We start from the raw sequence: 16,097 nt of genomic DNA on the forward strand, positions 1-16,097 counted from the left end.
ACCGGCGGCTGAGTCGCCTTTGGTATCGGCAAAGTTGTCAATCAGTTACCTGCGCAGCCACCATCGGCTCAAGCACCCGCCCCAATCACTGACGCGATTGCGACGACCGCGACTCTTCCGATCAGTCGAAGAACCCGAAAGATGACAGTTGCCCCGCTGACGAACGGCGGGGCAACTGCAGGCGACCAGCGACGAACCTGAGCGGCTCACCCCCACCCGGGAACGACGAAGATCAACCAGGTGACGATCGGGGCGATGACGACCATCGAGAAGCCCCACACCATGAGCTGCTTGAACACCCTGTCCCGCTGATCTTCTGGCGAGTTCGCGACGACAAGCGCCCCCGAGGTGGAGAACGGCGAGGAATCGACCACCGAGGACGAGATCGCCAGAGCAATGATCAGCCCGATCTCGCCCACGCTGCCCGTGAGCAGGAACGGCACCGCCAAGGGAATGAGAGCGCCGAGGATGCCCGTCGTCGACGCGAATGCAGAGACGACTGCGCCGATGAAACAGATGATCAGGGCCGCGAACAGCGGAGCTCCCATGCCAGCGACCTGCCCGCCGAGCCAATCCATCGTGCCCAGACGCTCCATGAGTTCGACATAGGTGACGATGCCGCAGATGAGGAGGACGGTCGGCCACGCGATCTTGCTCACCGCGCCCTTGCTGATGCGGGGAGAGAAGAACGAAATGATCACGGCGATGCTGATCGCAGTGAAGCCGACGTCCTGATTAAGCGGGGGCACGACCATGACCGCGAGAACGATGAGTCCGACAAGCGTGACGATGCGGTTGAGATCGAGAGTGGTGACTTCGACATCCTCGTCGGTGTCTTTGACCATCGTCGTCTGGACCGATCGTCGAGCCGCCCTCCGCTCGGGGTCGTGATACGGCGCGGGCGAGCCGCCCGATCCGCTGCCAGAACCGCCCACCCCGGCACCGCTTGAGCCGGACGTACCCGAGCTGCCGCTGCCACCGGTGCCGCTGCCGGAATCGGTGCCGTCGCCCTCGCCGGAGGTTCCGACGTTGACCAGTTCCCCGTCCTTGTCCTCGAGCCCATGTCCGAGGTCGCGCTTGCCCAGCAGCTCCCGCCCGCCGAAGAGGAAGAAGCAGACGAAGCCGAGGACGACGTTGAAGACGAAGGAGGCAAGGAAGAGCAGCAGAGGGCTGCCCGGTAGGTCATTGCGCTCGACGACCTGGTTGGTGATCGTGCCGAAGATGCTCAACGGCGAGAATCCACCCGCAGTCGCACCGTTGATGACCATCAGCCCCATGAGCAACGGCCGAATGCCGTACCGACGAGAGAAACCCATCCCCATCGGCGCGATGATCGCGATGGCTGCCGGCACCACCGAGCCGAAGCCGGAGAGAAGCGCCGTGACGACGAAGAACACCCATGGAATCAGCGCTATTCGGCCGCCGACAGCTTTGACGAGTATATGGACGATCCAGTCGACCGTCCCGTTGTCCTTCGCCAAGGCGAAGAGATAGGTCACGCCGACGAGGATGAGGAACAGATCCGCGGGGAAGCCAGACAGCAGAGTGTCGACGTCCTCTCCCAGGACAAAGGTTCCGAACAGGAAGGTCGCCATGAGCGCGAGCGCACCCATATGGACCGAAACAAAGGTGGCGATGACGAACAGAGCCACCAGGACGAGTATCGAAGCAATTTCCAAAGACACAATTCGCTCCTATGCGATGTGTTAATCAGTCGGAAACGACCCCATTGCCGCAACCGACATTCCACGATGTGGAAATCTTGCTGCTACTTTATGAAAGTCTGCCCCGAGGAATTCCGAACCGTCAAGACCTCGACTTCACTTTCCCGAATAACAGGAGCATGTATACCAACCCGTGGTTTTCAAAGAAATCCTTTCGGCACAGAACAGTACAGAACTCCACGTCAGAAGCTCAGAGAAAATGGAATACCGCAATCCGAACCGGGCAGAAAAGGCTCAACTCGACCGGCGAGCAGAATGCCACAAATCTCCGTTCCGAATCCTGGAAAAGGCATTTTTCTCTCGAAACCATTGTGGTAGCGTCAAATGAAAGTGATGTACCGCATCGTGGAATCAGAGAGGATTCTTCAATGACAATCAGCGGACGGCATTTCCTTCAGATTCCGGGCCCCAGCAATGTTCCGGACAGCGTTCTCCACGCCATCTCCATGCCCACGATCGACCATCGCGGACCGGCATTCAAAGAACTCTTCAGCCATGTGCTCACAGGCATGGCCGACATCTTCGGAACCGCCAATCAGGTCGTCATCTACCCGGCCACGGGAACCGGCGCGTGGGAAGCCGCACTGGTCAATACGCTCAATCCAGGCGATGAGATCCTCTGCTTCGAAACCGGGCATTTCTCCTCACTGTGGAAGACGATGGCCGAGAAATGGGGACTCAAACCCACAGTCATCGCCGGCGACTGGCGCACCGGCGCCGATCCGCAGAAGATCGGTGAGGCCCTCGCCGCCGACACCGAGCATCGCTTCAAAGCCGTATGCGTCGTCCACAACGAGACCTCGACCGGCGTCACGAGCCGTATCCCCGAGATCCGCGCCGCCATCGACGCCGCAGACCACCCGGCCTTGTTCATGGTCGACACGATCTCTTCACTCGGTTCCGTCGACTACCGTCACGACGAGTGGCGCGTCGATGTCACCGTCTCCGGTTCACAGAAGGGCCTCATGCTCCCGCCGGGACTGTCCTTCAACGCCGTGAGCGACAAGGCCTTGGAGGCCCACGAGTCCTCGACCCTGCCGAAGTCCGTCTGGAACTGGACGGAGATGCTCGCCGCCGGCAGAAACGGGATGACTCCCTACACCCCGAACACGAACATCCTCTACGGCCTCAAGGAATCCCTGCGGCTGCTCAACGAGGAAGGTCTCGACAACGTCTTCGCCCGACACATCCGCTTCGGCGAAGCGACCCGAGCCGCAGTCGAAGCCTGGGGCTTGGAAGTGCTGTGCACGAACGAGAGCGAATACTCCCCCGTCCTCACCGCCGTCGTCATGCCCGAAGGGCACGACGCAGACGAGTTGAGAAAGATCATCCTCGACCGCTTCGACATGTCTCTGGGGGCGGGCCTGTCCAAACTCCAGGGGACGGTCTTCCGAATCGGCCACCTCGGCGATCTCAACGATCTCACCCTCGCCGGAACCCTCGCGGGCGTCCAGATGGGACTGCAGCTGGCGGGAGTGAAGATCGACCCGGCAGGCCTCGGAGCCGCCCTCGACATCCTCCGCGAGAGCTGAGCTCATTATGAGCGCTGACACGACTGCTGACACGAACACGGACGTCACCGACGTCGTCACCGATCTCACCCGCAGCATCGCAGGCACCGTAGACACCTCGCCCCGCCGGCTGGCCGAATATGCCGTCGACGCGTCGAATTACCGAGTGGTCCCACAGGTCGTGGCCTTCCCGAAGTCCACGGCCGACGTCGTCACTATCCTCGATGTGGCCAGGTCGCAAAGTGTGCCCATCACCTCCCGCGGCGGCGGCACCTCACAGGCCGGCAACTCGATCGGAACCGGGATCGTCATCGACTTCTCCCGCCACCTCAACCACATCCTCGACATCGACCCGGTGGCGAAGACCGCCCGGGTCGAACCAGGTGTGCTCATGAGTGAGCTGCAGAAGGCCGGGAAACCACACGGGCTGACCTTCGGACCCGATCCCTCGACGAAGAACCGGGCGACGATCGCGGGCATGATCGGCAACAACTCCTGCGGACCGCACGCGATCTCGGCCGGGCGCACCGTCGACAACATCGTCGAGATGACGGCCATCGACGGCACCGGCCGCTCGTTCCTAGCCGGCGCCGGGCTCGATCCCATTCCCGGACTCGCCGAGGTGGCCGGCCGTCACCTCGGAGCCATCCGCACCGAGTTCGGCCGGTTCAGCCGCCAGGCCTCGGCGTATGCGATGGAACATCTGCTCCCGGAGTACGGCCCGAACCTCGCGAAGTTCCTCGTCGGCAGCGAAGGGACCCTGACGACGATCACCGAGGCGGTCGTCAGCCTCGGAGATCTTCCGAACTCACCCACGGTGCTCGTCCTCGGCTACCCGGACATGTTCGAAGCCGCCGACGCCGTCCCCCTGGTGCTGCCCCACGGCCCGCTCGCCGTCGAGGGCATCGACTCACGGCTCATGGACATGGTCCGCAACCACAAGGGCAAGAACGCCGTGCCCGAACTGCCGGCGGGCAAGGGCTGGCTGCTCATCGAGGTCGCCGGCGCCACCGCGGACGAAGCCGTCGCGAACGCCCAGGTCATCGCCGCCGATGCCGGCACCGACCACTTCCGCATCCTGCCCGCCGGAAAAGAAGCGAGCACCCTGTGGGGCATCCGCGCCGACGCCGGCGGACTGGCCGGACGCACCGAAGACGGCGACCCCGCCTGGACCGGGTGGGAGGACGCCGCGGTTCCGCCCGAGGTGCTCGGCGACTACCTGCGCGACCAGGACGAACTGATGGCCTCCTTCGGAATCCGCGGCCTGCCCTACGGACACTTCGGGGACGGCTGCGTGCACATGCGCACCGACTTCCCCTTCGACCGCCCCGACGGCATCGACGTTTTCCACGACTTCGTCATGGAGGCCGGGCGACTCGTCACGAAATACGGCGGATCCGCCTCCGGCGAGCACGGCGATGGGCGAGCCAGGTCCGAACTCCTCGGCCTTCAGCACTCGGACGAGGCGATCGCCGCCCTCGGCGAGGTCAAACGGCTCTTCGACCCGAACAGCCTGCTCAATCCGGGCATCATCGTCGACCCGCTGCCGATCATCTCCGACCTGCGCAGGCCGCAGTCGATCTCGATCGGCACGACCGGCGGTTTCTCCTTCGCCCACGACAAAGGCAGCTTTACGAGCGCCGTCCACCGCTGTGTGGGCGTCGGCAAATGCCGTGCCGACACCTCCGGGTCCGGCGGCTTCATGTGCCCGTCGTATCTGGCGACGAAAGATGAGAAGGACTCCACCCGCGGTCGCGCCCGGGTCCTCCAAGAGGTGACCAACGGAGGCCTGATCAACGCATTCGACAGCGCCGAGGTGGCCGAGTCCCTCGACCTGTGCCTGAGCTGCAAGGCCTGTTCGTCCGACTGCCCGGCCGGAGTCGACATGGCCCAGTACAAGTCAGAGGTGCTCCACCGCACCTACCGTGGGAAGCTCCGTCCCCTCGCGCACTATTCGCTCGGCTGGCTGCCCACCTGGGGCCGTCTGCTCACGGCGGTGCCCGGGGTCAGTGCTTTGGCGAACGCGGCGCTGGGGTTCCGTCCCCTGGCTAAGCTCGTCCTGACCGGCGGCGGGATGGACCCCCGCCGGAAGATGGTCCGGTTCAACGATCGCCGGTTCTCCCGCTGGGCGAAGTCCCGCATCTCCCCCGCCGAGGCGCGCGGTGCCTCAGCTGCGGATCGCGACGCCCTCGTCGCCGACGAATACGTGAGCACTACCTCGGCGAGCAAGAAACAGGTCCTGCTGTGGGCGGATTCGTTCACCGAATACCTCTCTGATGCCGGGGCCAGGACGGCCGTCGACCTGCTGGAATCGACCGGATTCGAGATCCTCCTGCCGCAGCAGCAGGCCTGCTGCGGGCTCACGCTCATCTCCACGGGTCAGCTCGACGCAGCGAAGCGGAAGCTCGAATCGACGATGGAGATCCTCGATCCCTACGCCCGGAAGGGCATTCCGATCGTCGGCATCGAACCGAGCTGCACCGCGGTGCTGCGCAGCGACCTCGGCGATCTGTTCCCCGATGACGAACGGGCTCGCCGGATCGCGGCCGCCACCTCGACGCTGGCCGAGGTCCTCGTCGACGCGCAGGTCGACGTCCCCGATCTCACGGGACGCACCGTCGTCGTCCAACCGCACTGCCACCAGCATTCGGTCATGGGCTTCGCCGCGGACCGGGCGCTCCTCGAGCGGACCGGCGCGACGGTGCGCGAACTTGCCGGCTGCTGTGGTCTGGCCGGGAACTTCGGCATGGAGGCCGGCCATTACGAGACTTCGGTGGCGGTGGCCGAGAACGCTCTGCTGCCGGCCCTGCGGGATGCGCCGGAGAATTCGATCTACCTGGCCGACGGGTTCTCCTGCCGCACTCAGGCAGCGGACCTCGCGAACGTGAACGGCATGACGCTGCCGCAGCTGCTCACCGGCGAGGCATCGAAGCCCGGGCATTCGGCCCGTGCCTCCCGCCTGCCCGAAGCCGCCGAAGCGTGATGACGCAGACCAACCGATCAGAGAGGACGCAATGAGTGACGACTCAGCACCAGGACCGCTGTCGGGGGTGACCGTGCTCGAGCTCGGTGTGTTCATCGCCGGGCCGTATGCGACGATGCAGCTGGCCGATATGGGCGCCCGCGTCATCAAGATAGAACCGCCGGGCGGCGATCCGATGCGCGCTGCGGGGCCCTTCGTCGACGGCGAATCGAGCCCGTTCATCCGGCTCAACCGCAACAAGGAGTCGATCGTCCTCGACCTCAAATCCGACGCAGGCCGAGCCGGCCTGCACTCCCTGCTCGCCGAGGCGGACGTCCTCGTGGAGAACATGCGACCCGGGGCGCTGACGAAGATGGGCTTCGGATACGAGGATCTGCGCGAGGGCCATCCCGATCTCATCTACGCCTCCGCCTCGGGCTGGGGACAGGACGGGCCGCTGGCTCCCCTGGCCGGCCTCGACATCATGGCGCAGGCCCGGTCGGGGCTGATGAGCATCACCGGATTCCCCGATCAGCCGCCGGCGAAGGTCGGAGTGCCGATCTCCGATCTCTCGACCGCGCTCTACGTCGCGCTCGGCATCGTCTCCGCCCTCTATGAGCGGCGCGAGTCCGGGCAGGGCCAGTACCTCGACGTTTCCCTCTTCGAATCCGCTGTGTCCTTGGCGGTGTGGGAGGCCGGCGGGTACTTCGGTGCCGGGACGGTGAGTCGGCCGAATGGTTCGGCTCATCAGGCGCAGGCGCCGTATCAGGCCATCGAGGTCGGCGACGGATTCGTCACCATCGGCGCGAACACTCCGGCCACGTGGACGCGGTTATGCTCGGCCTTCGACCTCGCCGATCTCGAGCACCACCCGAAGTACGCCGAGCCAGCACTGCGGTTCGCCAACCGAGAGGCCCTCATCGCCGTCATCGAGGATCGGCTGCGCAACCGCTCGATCGCCGAGGTGGTCGAGGAGATGAATCGCGTGGGTGTCCCGGCCGCACCGATCAACGACTACGAGCAGGTCTTCACCGACGACCATCTGCGGCAGCGGAACTTCTTCTGGTCGTCTCAGCATCCCCGCCTCGGCGAGGTGACGCAATTGGGCAATCCGATGCGCTTCTCCCGTTCGCAGCTGACCCACGGTCCGGCCGGGCCGTCGCTCGGCGCGGACACCGACCGGGTGCTCGCGGAGTTCGCGGGCAGTACCGGGACGGACGGGTCCGGCTCGGAGCCCGCCCCTGCCGGAACCGACACCATCACCGAGGAGGTCCGGTCATGAGCGACGATGTTCTCACCGAGGTCGTCGGACGCACCCTGCGCGTCACGTTCAACCGTCCCGAGGCGCGCAACGCGATGACGTTCGAGATGTACCAGAAGCTCGCCGAGGCGGCCGCCCAGGTCGACGCGGACCCGCAACTGCGTGCCCTCGTCCTCCGTGGAGCCGGAGGTCGGGCCTTCGTGGCCGGCACGGATATTGCGCAGTTCCGCGGGTTCACCGGTGAGGACGGAGTCGCGTACGAGCAGCGCATCGACGAAGTGCTCGGGGCTCTGGCCACGGTCGGCAAACCGGTCATCGCCGTCATCGACGGCCACTGTGTGGGCGGAGGTCTGGGGATCGCGTGCTGCGCGGATGTGCGGATCGGATCGGCCGCCTCGGCGTTCTCCGTTCCCATCGCGCGCACTTTGGGAAACACCCTGTCCGCGAACACGCTGCGCCGGTTGGTCCGGGCGTTCGGGGAACCGCGGACGGCGTCGATGCTGATCACCGCGCGGAAGGTCGACGCGCAGGAAGCGCTGGCCTCTGGGTTCCTCACTGCGGTCGCAGAGGATCTCGACGCCGAGGCCGAAGCTCTCATCGACCGGGTCGTCTCCGGGGCACCGCTGACGCAGTGGGCGATCAAGGAGAATCTCCGTCGGCTGGCTGCAGGCGGACCCGTCGACGATGCGGATGTCATCGCGAAGGTCTACGGCAGCCGGGACTTCTCGAACGCCGTCGAAGGATTCCTCACCAAGACCCCGGTGGAGTGGACCGGGGAGTAAGCCGGTTCAGTCCCGATTCCCCTCGCCGAGGCGGTCGACGAGTCGCGCGATGATCCTGGCCCTGGTCGTCTCGGTGCGGGCGGTGAGGATCGGCAGCATGGCCGTGAACCTCTCCGCGCGGTTGAGGGTATCGAAGGCGGATTGCGCGGCGGGCGCCTCGGCGAGGGCGTCACGCAGGTCATCGGGGACGGTGGCCTCCGACTGCCTGGGGTAGGCGTTCTCCCAGCGGCCGTCGTGCTGAGCCAACCGCACCTCGGCGCGGCCACGATCCCGCAGACGACCGTCGACCTCGAGACTGCCGATGATCTCGACATTGCGCTTCGACCAGTTCGAGCGCGGGCGGCGCGGGGTGAAGCGCTGGACGAACGTCGTCGCATCGAAGCTGCGGCGCTGGCCGTCGATCCACCCTCCGCACAGTGCTTCCTCGAGGGCATCTTGGTAGCCCAGCGAGGTCGGCGAGGTGACGTTCTTCTTCGCCATGAGTACCCACACACCCTTTGAGGTGTGCTCGTTCTCAATCAACCACTCGCGCCAAGCGTCGAGGTCGGCGAGGACCAGTGGGGATGTGGGCGAGTTCTCGACCAGGGGCTGGCCGTCGTCAGCTGTCACGGGGTGCGCTGTGCCATCAACCGTCAGACGACGCGGCAGTATCGACGATCCACGGCACTCCGTACTTATCGAGGCACATGCCGAAGCCTTCGGACCAGAACGTCGGCCCCAGAGGCATCTGAATCTCGCCTCCGTCAGACAGACCCGCGAACACCGTGCCGGCGGCCTCGAGGTCGGAGGCCGTGTAGGACAGAGCGATCCCCTGCCTCGGACCACCATCACCCGTGGTGTCATCCGATCCCATCAGCAGGGTATCCCCGAATTTCAGCGCGGCATGCATGACGGTCTCGTCGGTCGAACCGGGCATTCGCTGGTCTTCGGGGACGTCTTTCATCGGCATGATCGTCAGCTCGCCGCCGAAGATCTCCTGGTAGTGGTTGAACGCTTCAGCGCATTGTCCGTCGCTGAAGAAGATATAGGCATCAATCGACATCGTGCGTCACCTCTCGGAGCTTCAATTGGTCGGAGAATCAGTGGTTCCACGTGCACAGTGCTCCTGCAAGGTTACGCGCGCGGGCACACGACATGTGCAGTCCCGCGCGAGCGCCTCACGCTTGCGGATCGGGGATGATCGGAAGCTCAGTCGTCACCTCATCCCGGGGAACCGCCTCGGCGCTGGTGGCGGCGTTGTCCACGGAATCATCGGCGGGCATTCCTGTCAGCCGCTCGGGTCGGAGGATCTCGCCGAGCTCATCCCGCTCGAGCAGTCCGTGCTCGACGACGAGATCGGCGATGGATTCGTTCTTCGCCAGCGCTTCCTTCGCGAGCTTCGCCGCGGCGACGTAGCCGATGACCGGGGCGAGCGCGGTGATGACCGTGACCGAACGGTCGACGGTGTCCTCGATATGCGCCTCGTTGGCGGTGATGCCGTTGACGCAGTTGATGCGGAAGGTCTGGGCCGCGCGTTCGAGCCACGTGATCGACTGGAACAGCGAGTGGGCGATGATCGGTTCGAAGGCGTTCAGCTGCAGCTGTCCGCCTTCGACGGCCATGGACACGGTGACGTCGGCGCCGGCCACGGAGTACGCGACCTGGGAGACCGCCTCAGGGATGACGGGATTGACCTTGCCGGGCATGATCGACGATCCGGCCTGGCGGGCGGGCAGATTGATCTCACCGATGCCGGCCTGCGGCCCCGACGATAGTAGACGCAGGTCGTTGGCGATCTTCGACATCTTCAGCGCGCTGCGCTTGAGCGCACCGGAGAAGGTGATGAAGACACCGGTGTCGGAGGTGGATTCGACGAGGTCGCCGGCCGTTTTCAGGTCGAGCCCGGTGATCTCGCGCAGGTGTTTGATGACCGCTTCCTTGTACCCGACCGGGGCGTTGATCGAGGTGCCGATCGCGGTGGCGCCCATGTTCACCTCGCCGAGGAGGGCGACCGCTTCCTCGAGGCGCTGGACGTCCTCGCGCAGGGTGGTGGCGAAGGCGTTGAACTCCTGACCGAGCGTCATCGGCACGGCATCCTGCAGCTGGGTGCGCCCGACCTTGACGATATGGGCGAACTCGCGGCCCTTCGCGGCGAAGGCATCGGCAAGGAGTCGAAGCTCGCCGAGGAGGTTCTGCAGTGAGAACGCCAGCGCGATCTTGATCGCGGTCGGGTAGGTGTCGTTCGTCGACTGGCTGTGGTTCGTGTGGTCGTTGGGGTGGATGAACGCGTAGTCGCCCTTGGAGCGGCCGGCGATCTCGAGGGCACGGTTGGTGATGACCTCGTTGGCGTTCATGTTCGTCGAGGTGCCGGCTCCGCCCTGGACCACGCCGACGGCGAACTGGTCGTGGAGTTTTCCTGACTTGATCTCTTCGCAGGCGGCGTCGATGAGGTTCGCGCGTTGGTCGTCGAGCGCTCCGATCTCGGCGTTGGCCCGGGCTGCGGCCTGTTTGACGCAGGCGAAGGCGCGGACGAAGTCGGGGTAGACGGAGATGGGGCGGCGGGCGATGGGGAAGTTCTCGTTCGCGCGAGCTGTGTGCACTCCCCAGTAGGCGGTGTTGGGGATCTCGAGGCTGCCGATCGAGTCGGTCTCGGTGCGGGTGGGGAAGTTCTGGCTCGTGGGGATCTGGTTCGTCGAAGTCGGCGAGGTGAGGGGAAGAGAAGCGGTGTTGGGGTCTGCGGAGGCGTTCGACTCAGTCATAGTGGTTTCACAATCTCATACTTTTCGAGCCAACCGAAGGTGTATCCGGAGGCGGCGGACGGGCGGCGGAATTGCGGGGGCGATTCAACCGACAACAGGGCTTTTCACCCATCATGTGGATCGAAATGTCCGCCGCCCGTCCGCGGTTGACTCAATCAGCCTGTTACTGACTCAATCAGACTGCGGCTGCTGCGAACCCGGACCGTGCAGGGGCATGATTGCGGTACATGCGCTGGATGTCGATCTGATCGGCAATGTATTTCGCATCATGCCAAACTCCCCAGATGAAGCTTGATCCACGCCGCGACAGCCATGGCAGGCCGAGGAAATACACGCCGGGGACCGGCGAGACTCCCCGTGCATGAACCGGATATCCAGTCTCGTCAAGCACACCATCGACGTTGAGCCATGAATAGTCGACACCAAATCCGGTAGCCCAGATCACCGTGCGAATGCCAGCTTCGGCAAGATCGAGTTCGAGGATCGGATTCGTGACGCATTCCGGGTCGGCTCCGAGCACGTGAGCCTCGGGTTCGGGCGGCAAGTCGAGGCCATTGCGTTCGATGTATTCGTCGGCCGCGTTGAGCAGTGAGAGATAGTTCTCGTCACCATTGGCGATGTTCTTCTGCAGATCCGGCCCAAGAACAAGCTTTCCATCTGAGTACCCGTTCGCGCGCCCGAGGAGCGTGATTCCGGAATCGGCCAGGTCCCTGAAGTCGACGGTATGTCCGCCGCCGGCACCGCTGACAGCGATCGTGACATGCTCCGCCCCGGCCGGCGGAGTGACGAGATCCCACAGCCCGAGGACTCCCAGCCACCAGCAGAAATCGCGGCCACGGTACGACCGAGGTGGACGGTCATGGGGACCGACCGCAAGATGAACCGGCCGGCCCGAGTTCTGAATCTCTGCGGCGATCTGTACGCCTGAGGATCCTGCTCCAACGACGAGGACTCCGCCGTCTTCAAGCTGGTCAGGGTTCTTGTACGAACTTGAATGCATCTGTGTGAAACCGGCGTTCTCGGGGATGAGCTCGGGAATCCGCGGAGTCTGGAAAGGGCCGGTTGCCGACACGACGTAATCGGTGTCGATGACACCCGAATCGGTGGTCACGCGATAGCCTCGACCGCCTCTGTTCTCTTCGACCGAGGTGACCGTCACCCCGGTTCGAACCGGCAGGCCTTTGCGGTCGACAAGCTTTTGGAAGTAGTCGGCTACTTCCCCCTTGGTGGCGAAGCCGTCCGGGTCGGTCTCCTCGAATTCCTGGGTGGGAAAACGATCGTGCCAAGCCGGCCCGTTGGCGACGAGGGAGTCCCAACGGCGCGTGCGCCAAGCTTCGGCGACACGCTCCTTCTCCAGAACGATGTGCGGAACGCCTCGACCTTGAAGATGTTCGCTCATCGCGATTCCCGCTTGGCCGCCGCCGATAACGACGACCTCGGTGGTTTCTGTCTGCGTGTTCGACATTGATGCCCTTCCGTCGGGGGCCGCGCTGCCACGACCGAACTCTCTGTGCTGACGGGCACAACTTCATCGTTGCCCTGGTCATGTCCAGCAAACCGCAGGTCAGAGCAGCAATGCCAATAGTTCTTCTCGGTCGATTGCATCAATAGAATTGATGTAGTCAGTTTTCGCAATCTCCCTGACGGATGGAAATGCTGAGATTCAGCCTGTCCGCTCCGACTCGTCGAGGAGCATTTTGACGGCGTCCATCACTGCAGCGGCCTTGGCTGTCGGTCGCGATCGCGCGAGCGTCGACATGGATATATGGAGAGTCGGCACCTGGTCGGAAATCTCGAGAATCGCTGTCTGTTCGCCCGTGTAAGTTTCGCGAATCCGAGGTCGCTGATTGAGTATCGAAAACCCTAGCCCCATCGCCACCATCGACCGGACGGTCTCATAGCTTGAGGTTCGATAGCGAACGTTCGCGGTGATCCCCATCAGCCGCAGGAGGCTGATGAAGTATTCGCGGCTTCCGGGCAGATTCAGCACTACGAAGTCGTCATCCGCGAGCTCCGACAGCGAGATCTTCTTCCGCTTCGCAAGCCGATGGCCCGTACCGACGATGACATGCGGACGGGCCTCGCCGACGATCTGAAATCGAACTCCATCGGCTTCCGACAAGTCGTAGTTGATGGCAAGTTCGGCCCTGCCGCTCTTCAGAGCGGTCATACATTCGTCGTGGTCGCCTTCGATGATTTCAACATTGAGCGCGGGATAGTTCGCCTCGAGCTTTTCGAGGAGCTGTGGAAGCAGAAACGGGGCAATGGTCTGAAAACAAGCCACGACGATCGTCCCGCGGACCTCGTTCTGACCAGCCTGGATGGATTCGACGGCGTTCGAGATCCGACCAAAGATCTCCCGCGTCTCCTGCAACAGGCTTTCCCCGGCTGGAGTAAGCACTAGCCCCTTCGAGTGCTGGCGAACAAACAGCGGAGCACCGAGCGCCTTCTCGAGCTGGTTGATCGCGGTCGATACCGCAGACTGGGCAATGTGAAGCTCCTGGCTGGCTTCGGTCATATTCAGCGTCTTTGCGCACTCAGCGAAATACGAAAGCTGAGTCAGTGTGATTGAGAATCTCTTGACCATGACTCGCCTCCGACGACCTCAAAATCTACTTTGCAGATACTCTGACTAAATTATAACTATTTCACAGATAGATGGATCTCTTCGAGAATGGGTTCACGTTCCTATGACCCAGTTCACTCGACGAGGAGACCCCGTGGCAGAACCAACCCATACCCGCTTGCGGATGTTCAACACCAAGGACACCTACCCGGAGCAGAATCTCGACAACGACCTCTGCCAGGCCGTCGTCGCCAATGGTGTCGTCTATCTGCGTGGGCAGATCGGTCAGGATCTGGACACCAGGGAATCTGTCGGCATCGGTGATGTCACGGCCCAGACTGAACAGGCGATGTCCAACATCGCCATGCTGCTCGAAGAAGCAGGCAGCCGCCTCGAAGAAATCGTCGAGGTCACCGTCTACATCATCGACCCTCGCTACCGCGAAGACGTCTATCGCACAATGGGCAAGTGGCTCAAGGGAGTCTTCCCCGTCTCGACAGGAATCGTCGTACAGGCCTTGGCCCGCCCCGAGTGGCTGGTCGAGATCGACGCCACCGCCGTGATCAGCGAGAAGGATGCCTGATGACGTTCTCCCTCCTGCTTCACGATCCGCAGACCGCTGAATTCGGATCAGCGATCTCGTCATCGTCACCGGCCGTTGCCGCGCGCTGCATCAATCTTGCCGACGGAATCGGTGGGGTCAATTCTCAGAACATCACCGACCCTCGGCTCGGGCCTGCCATTCTCGATGAGATGAGCTCCGGCAAGAGTGCACAGGCGGCTCTCGACTCGGTTGTCGCTTCGGCAGATCCGACTGCTATCGACTTCCGACAGCTGCTCGTCATCGACGCACAGGGGCGCACAGCTGCGCATTCCGGCGCCCAGGCTCTTGGGATCTTCGGCTCCAGAACCGAAACCAATGCCGTGGCCGGCGGAAACATGTTGGCCAGTCTTGAGGTTCTCGACGCTTTCATCGAAACTGCTCTGAGCTCGTCTGGACGTTTGGAAGAACGACTCTTCGCCGCTTTCGGGGCCGCCATGGCGGCAGGTGGCGAGGCTGGCCCCGTCCACTCGGCTGGCCTGTCTGTCGTCAATGGATCGGGCTGGAGAGTCACCGACCTGCGGGTCGATTGGGCCGACGAGGACCCGATCGGTCAGCTCGGAAGGCTTTTGGAAATCTGGATGCCGCAGCGTGACGACTACATCACCCGAGGGCTTGACCCTGCGGCTTCGCCTTCCTACGGCGTGCCCGGAGACGACCGATGAGCACAAGCCACCGCGTCAACGACACGGCAGCCGAGAACCGTCAGCCGCCGGCACTCGCCTCTGCCGACGTCAAGGACGGCATCTCCTCCCGCATCGCTGAGGTTTCGGATCGCCTAGTAGATCTGTCGAACTCACTCCACGACGATCCGGAGCTTGGTTGGCAGGAATTCCGATCCTCGGCGACAGTCGCCCAGGTGCTGAAGAACCAAGGATTCGCTGTCGAACAGCCGTACCTCGACCTTGAGACGGCCTTCCGAGCCACATACGGCGCTGGCGCATTCACCGTAGGATTCCTTGCCGAATACGATGCCTTACCCGGGCTCGGACATGCCTGCGGACACAATCTCATCTCTGCGATGAGTGTAGGCGGCGCAATCGGTCTTGCTCAGATGGCTGACAGGCTGGGAATTACCGTCGAGGTCATCGGCACACCGGCAGAAGAAGGCGGAGGAGGGAAGATCGAGCTGCTCGAACGCGGTGCGTTCACTGAACTCGACTTCGCCCTCATGGCTCATCCGGCTCCTGTCGATGTCGCTGAGGCCGAACCCTTCGCCGTCGCGCATTGGCACATCGAATACACCGGCCGTGCGGCTCATGCTGCCGCCTACCCGGAACGCGGCATCAACGCCAATGACGCGTTCCTCATCGCCCAAACAGCGATCGGTTTGCTTCGTCAGCAGCTGCCGAAGTCCGTCCGAGTCCATGGTGTGATGACTAACGGAGGGGAAGCGCCCAACGCCATTCCCGAGAAAACGGAGGGCCGTTGGTATGTGCGCGCCGAAAGCATGGACGAGCTGCTGGCAACGGAGAAGCGAGTCATTGACTGCTTCGAGGCTGGTGCTCTTGCGACTGGAACACAGCTGACGATCACCCCCGAGAGCAAACGCTATTCGGAGATGCGCACTGACGAATCCGCTCTCGATCTCTATCGCGCCAACGCTGAACGATTGGGACGAGACTTCGACGTCGACCCTGCTGCAGCCACAATGAATCGGGCTTCGACGGATATGGGGAATGTTTCCCAAATCGTCGACGCCATTCATCCTTATATCGGTGTCGGCGGGGAAGCGAGCAACCATCAGGCCGCGTTCGCTGACTCATGCGTCGGCCCCACTGCGGAGAAGACATTGATTGACGGAGCGGTCGCGCTCGCTTGGACCGCCGCTGACGTAGCAGCTCAGAGACGCTGAGTCTGCCCGAACCGAATTGCTCAGAGATTCCAAAGGAGGAACTCGCCATGACCGGTCAGAATCCGACCGCCCTCGATGACACCGTTCGCACAAGAGG

Annotated in this window: 13 protein-coding genes; 7 read left to right on the forward strand and 6 right to left on the reverse strand. The window is 63.3% G+C overall.

All coding sequences use genetic code 11. From position 1 onward, the window contains the following. Positions 1-206 precede the first annotated feature (206 nt). Entirely contained in the window at positions 207-1,685 is a 1,479-nt protein-coding gene (locus ACU4IU_RS07460) for an SLC13 family permease (RefSeq protein ID WP_446656334.1), read from the reverse strand. Between the two features lie 407 nt (positions 1,686-2,092). On the opposite strand from ACU4IU_RS07460, the gene ACU4IU_RS07465 reads away from it, so the two are divergent. From ACU4IU_RS07465 to ACU4IU_RS07480, 4 genes are read left to right on the forward strand one after another with little or no spacing between them, the layout of a single operon-like run. Further along, a complete protein-coding gene (locus tag ACU4IU_RS07465) occupies positions 2,093-3,256 on the forward strand; it encodes a pyridoxal-phosphate-dependent aminotransferase family protein (RefSeq protein ID WP_446656335.1) in 1,164 nt (387 codons plus the stop codon). Between the two features lie 7 nt (positions 3,257-3,263). Then, the gene (locus ACU4IU_RS07470; RefSeq protein ID WP_446656336.1) at positions 3,264-6,218 is read left to right on the forward strand and encodes an FAD-binding and (Fe-S)-binding domain-containing protein; all 2,955 of its coding nucleotides are present in this window, start codon (positions 3,264-3,266) and stop codon (positions 6,216-6,218) included. Between the two features lie 31 nt (positions 6,219-6,249). Beyond that, the gene (locus ACU4IU_RS07475) at positions 6,250-7,479 is read left to right on the forward strand and encodes a CaiB/BaiF CoA transferase family protein (protein WP_446656337.1); all 1,230 of its coding nucleotides are present in this window, start codon (positions 6,250-6,252) and stop codon (positions 7,477-7,479) included. Then, complete coding sequence (locus ACU4IU_RS07480; RefSeq protein WP_446656338.1) at positions 7,476-8,240, forward strand: enoyl-CoA hydratase; 765 nt, start codon at positions 7,476-7,478, stop codon at positions 8,238-8,240. The genes ACU4IU_RS07475 and ACU4IU_RS07480 overlap by 4 nt, the downstream gene beginning before the upstream one ends. A 6-nt stretch (positions 8,241-8,246) precedes the next feature. Here ACU4IU_RS07480 and ACU4IU_RS07485 read toward each other — a convergent pair whose 3' ends face one another. The 5 genes from ACU4IU_RS07485 to ACU4IU_RS07505 all read right to left on the reverse strand — a co-directional run bounded on the left by ACU4IU_RS07485 (position 8,247) and on the right by ACU4IU_RS07505 (position 13,565). Next, entirely contained in the window at positions 8,247-8,849 is a 603-nt protein-coding gene (locus tag ACU4IU_RS07485) for a YdeI/OmpD-associated family protein (RefSeq protein ID WP_446656339.1), read from the reverse strand. A gap of 16 nt (positions 8,850-8,865) precedes the next feature. Further along, entirely contained in the window at positions 8,866-9,282 is a 417-nt protein-coding gene (locus tag ACU4IU_RS07490; protein ID WP_139469494.1) for a VOC family protein, read from the reverse strand. A 115-nt stretch (positions 9,283-9,397) separates the two neighbouring features. Then, a complete protein-coding gene (locus tag ACU4IU_RS07495; protein ID WP_446656340.1) occupies positions 9,398-10,978 on the reverse strand; it encodes an aspartate ammonia-lyase in 1,581 nt (526 codons plus the stop codon). 175 nt (positions 10,979-11,153) lie between these two features. Beyond that, entirely contained in the window at positions 11,154-12,443 is a 1,290-nt protein-coding gene (locus ACU4IU_RS07500; protein ID WP_446656341.1) for a flavin-containing monooxygenase, read from the reverse strand. Positions 12,444-12,641: 198 nt separating this feature from the next. Beyond that, the gene (locus ACU4IU_RS07505; RefSeq protein WP_446656342.1) at positions 12,642-13,565 is read right to left on the reverse strand and encodes a LysR family transcriptional regulator; all 924 of its coding nucleotides are present in this window, start codon (positions 13,563-13,565) and stop codon (positions 12,642-12,644) included. Positions 13,566-13,698: 133 nt separating this feature from the next. Here ACU4IU_RS07505 and ACU4IU_RS07510 point away from each other — a divergent pair, with 133 nt between their 5' ends. From ACU4IU_RS07510 to ACU4IU_RS07520, 3 genes are read left to right on the forward strand one after another with little or no spacing between them, the layout of a single operon-like run. After that, the gene (locus tag ACU4IU_RS07510) at positions 13,699-14,127 is read left to right on the forward strand and encodes a RidA family protein (protein WP_446656343.1); all 429 of its coding nucleotides are present in this window, start codon (positions 13,699-13,701) and stop codon (positions 14,125-14,127) included. Beyond that, positions 14,127-14,810, forward strand: a complete 684-nt coding sequence (locus ACU4IU_RS07515) for a DUF1028 domain-containing protein (protein WP_446656344.1) — start codon at positions 14,127-14,129, stop codon at positions 14,808-14,810. Before ACU4IU_RS07510 ends, ACU4IU_RS07515 begins: the two co-directional genes overlap by 1 nt. Next, positions 14,807-16,000: a M20 family metallopeptidase gene (locus ACU4IU_RS07520; protein WP_139906641.1), complete on the forward strand. Its 1,194-nt coding sequence runs from the start codon at positions 14,807-14,809 to the stop codon at positions 15,998-16,000. Before ACU4IU_RS07515 ends, ACU4IU_RS07520 begins: the two co-directional genes overlap by 4 nt. Positions 16,001-16,097 lie beyond the last annotated feature (97 nt).

Source organism: Brevibacterium sp. CSND-B09 (assembly GCF_052906525.1).

Bases quoted from the DNA above. Each gene is read 5' to 3' on its own strand.
- ACU4IU_RS07465 (WP_446656335.1), top strand. From the start codon at position 2,093: ATGACAATCAGCGGACGGCATTTCCTTCAGATTCCGGGCCCCAGCAAT.
- ACU4IU_RS07470 (WP_446656336.1), top strand. From the start codon at position 3,264: ATGAGCGCTGACACGACTGCTGACACGAACACGGACGTCACCGACGTC.
- ACU4IU_RS07475 (WP_446656337.1), top strand. From the start codon at position 6,250: ATGAGTGACGACTCAGCACCAGGACCGCTGTCGGGGGTGACCGTGCTC.
- ACU4IU_RS07480 (WP_446656338.1), top strand. From the start codon at position 7,476: ATGAGCGACGATGTTCTCACCGAGGTCGTCGGACGCACCCTGCGCGTC.
- ACU4IU_RS07490 (WP_139469494.1), bottom strand. From the start codon at position 9,282: ATGTCGATTGATGCCTATATCTTCTTCAGCGACGGACAATGCGCTGAA.
- ACU4IU_RS07495 (WP_446656340.1), bottom strand. From the start codon at position 10,978: ATGACTGAGTCGAACGCCTCCGCAGACCCCAACACCGCTTCTCTTCCC.
- ACU4IU_RS07500 (WP_446656341.1), bottom strand. From the start codon at position 12,443: ATGTCGAACACGCAGACAGAAACCACCGAGGTCGTCGTTATCGGCGGC.
- ACU4IU_RS07505 (WP_446656342.1), bottom strand. From the start codon at position 13,565: ATGGTCAAGAGATTCTCAATCACACTGACTCAGCTTTCGTATTTCGCT.
- ACU4IU_RS07515 (WP_446656344.1), top strand. From the start codon at position 14,127: ATGACGTTCTCCCTCCTGCTTCACGATCCGCAGACCGCTGAATTCGGA.
- ACU4IU_RS07520 (WP_139906641.1), top strand. From the start codon at position 14,807: ATGAGCACAAGCCACCGCGTCAACGACACGGCAGCCGAGAACCGTCAG.